This window comes from cf. Phormidesmis sp. LEGE 11477, assembly GCF_015207105.1.
In the GTDB taxonomy this organism is placed as follows: domain Bacteria; phylum Cyanobacteriota; class Cyanobacteriia; order Phormidesmidales; family Phormidesmidaceae; genus Phormidesmis.
Genome location: NZ_JADEXO010000235.1, coordinates 1 through 2393, shown reverse-complemented (window position 1 = coordinate 2393; position 2393 = coordinate 1). Strand labels below are relative to the sequence as shown.

The following is a 2393-nucleotide window of genomic DNA, read 5'->3' as shown; positions in this document are numbered from 1 at the left end:
ATGATATCCAAGTTATATAAGTGTCACCATCCAATAAAGCCATAAACGATTTAATACAAAAAAAGGGCATCATCTTACGATAATACCCTTTTATAATAAACTGGCAACGACTTACTCTCCCACCTGTTACGGCAGTACCATCAGCGCTGACGGGCTTAACTTCTCTGTTCGGAATGGGAAGAGGTGGACCCCGTCGCTATAATCACCATAAAATTTGCCTATATCCAACTTAGTTGGACAGGACTTAATGTCTTGACATTAAAAATGAAAGATTCACATGAAAAACGCGAGTTTATCGAAACGCTTCAAAAAAGTTTACGAGTAATTAGTACTGCTCAGCTTTGACATTACTGCCTTTACACCTGCAGCCTATCTACGTCCTAATCTAGAACATCTCTTAAAAGAAATCTCATCTTGTAGTGGGTTTCGCACTTAGATGCTTTCAGTGCTTATCCCTTCCCAACGTAGCTACCCAGCAGTGCTCCTGGCGGAACAACTGGTACACCAGCGGTTAGTCCAACTCGGTCCTCTCGTACTAAAGTCAGATCTACTCAAATTTCTTACGCCCACAACAGATAGGGACCGAACTGTCTCACGACGTTCTGAACCCAGCTCGCGTGCCACTTTAATGGGCGAACAGCCCAACCCTTGGGACCTTCTCCAGCCCCAGGATGTGACGAGCCGACATCGAGGTGCCAAACCCCCCCGTCGATATGAGCTCTTGGGGGAGATCAGCCTGTTATCCCCGGAGTACCTTTTATCCTTTGAGCGACGGCCCTTCCATACAGAACCGCCGGATCACTATATCCTAGTTTCCTACCTGCTCGGCTTGTAGGCCTCACAGTCAAGCACCCTTATGCTATTGCACTCTGCGCACGGTTACCAAGCGTGCTGAGGGTACCTTTGAAAGCCTCCGTTACTCTTTTGGAGGCGACCACCCCAGTCAAACTACCCACCACACACTGTCTCCCTTTCGGGGTTAGGCATCAGATAAATAAAGGCTGGTATTTCACCAACGACTCCACCACGCCTGACGACGCAGCTTCAGAGTCTCCCAGCTATCCTACACATCATTTACCCAATACCAATGTGAAGCTATAGTAAAGGTTCACGGGGTCTTTCCGTCCCGTTGCGGGTATCCGGCATCTTCACCGGAACTACAATTTCACCGAGCTCATGGTTGAGACAGTACCCAGATCGTTGCACCATTCGTGCAGGTCGGAACTTACCCGACAAGGAATTTCGCTACCTTAGGACCGTTATAGTTACGGCCGCCGTTTACTGGGGCTTCAGTTCAATGCTTCTCCGAAGATAACATCCCCCCTTAACCTTCCAGCACCGGGCAGGTGTCAGGCCGTATACATCCTCTTTCAAGTTCGCACAGCCATGTGTTTTTGATAAACAGTCGCCTGGGTCTTTTCACTGCGTCCTACCGAAGTAGGAGCCCCTTCTCCCGAAGTTACAGGGCTATTTTGCCTAGTTCCTTAACCATGAATCACTCGAGCACCTCAGGATTCTCTCCTTGACTACCTGTGTCGGTTTACGGTACGGGCACCTTTATCCTAGCCTTAGAGGTTTTTCTTGGAAGTCTGCTTAGGCACACTATCCACGCATCCGAAGATTTGTGGTACTATCAGGTTCAGCAAGATCTGCGGATTTACCTACAGTCCTTATACCTACACCCTTCAACGTACTATTCCGTCAGTACGCGGTGCTTTCACTACTCCGTCACCCCATCGAAAATAAAGGTGGTACTGGAATATTAACCAGTTGTCCATCGACTACCCCTTTCGGGTTCGCCTTAGGTCCCGACTAACCCCCGGCTGATTAGCATTGCCGGGGAATCCTTAGTCTATCGGTGGGCAGGTTTCTCGCCTGCCTTATCGTTACTTATGCCTACATTTGCTCTTCTCTACTCTCCAGCATGACTCGCGTCACACCTTCGTCGTCTAGAGAATGCTCCCCTACCATCATAAATGATCCTAAGCTTCGGTATTGTACTTGATGCCCGATTATTATCGATGCTCTGCCGCTCGACCAGTGAGCTGTTACGCACTCTTTAAATGAATGGCTGCTTCCAAGCCAACATCCTGGCTGTCTAAGCAGCTGAACCTCCTTAGTTCAACTTAGTACAAATTTAGGGACCTTAGCTGTAGGTCTGGGTTCTTTCCCTCTCGGACTCGGACCTTAGCACCCAAGCCCTCACTGCGGAATATATTTATCAGCATTCGGAGTTCGTCTGGATTTGGTAGGATTTGACTCCCCCTAGTCCAATCGGTAGCTCTACCTCTGATAAACTAACTTCCACGCTGCTCCTAAAAGCATTTCGGGGAGTACGAGCTATCTCTCAGTTTGATTGGCCTTTCACCCCTACCCACAACTCATCCAAAGAC

At 48.5% G+C, this 2393-nt stretch carries 2 rRNA genes; both read right to left on the bottom strand.

The features are described 5' to 3' along the window. Positions 1 to 98: 98 nt before the first annotated feature. Positions 99 to 210 (bottom strand): 5S ribosomal RNA (gene rrf, locus IQ256_RS28890). Positions 211 to 304: 94 nt separating this feature from the next. Further along, positions 305 to 2393 (bottom strand): 23S ribosomal RNA (locus tag IQ256_RS28885); the annotation flags it as partial.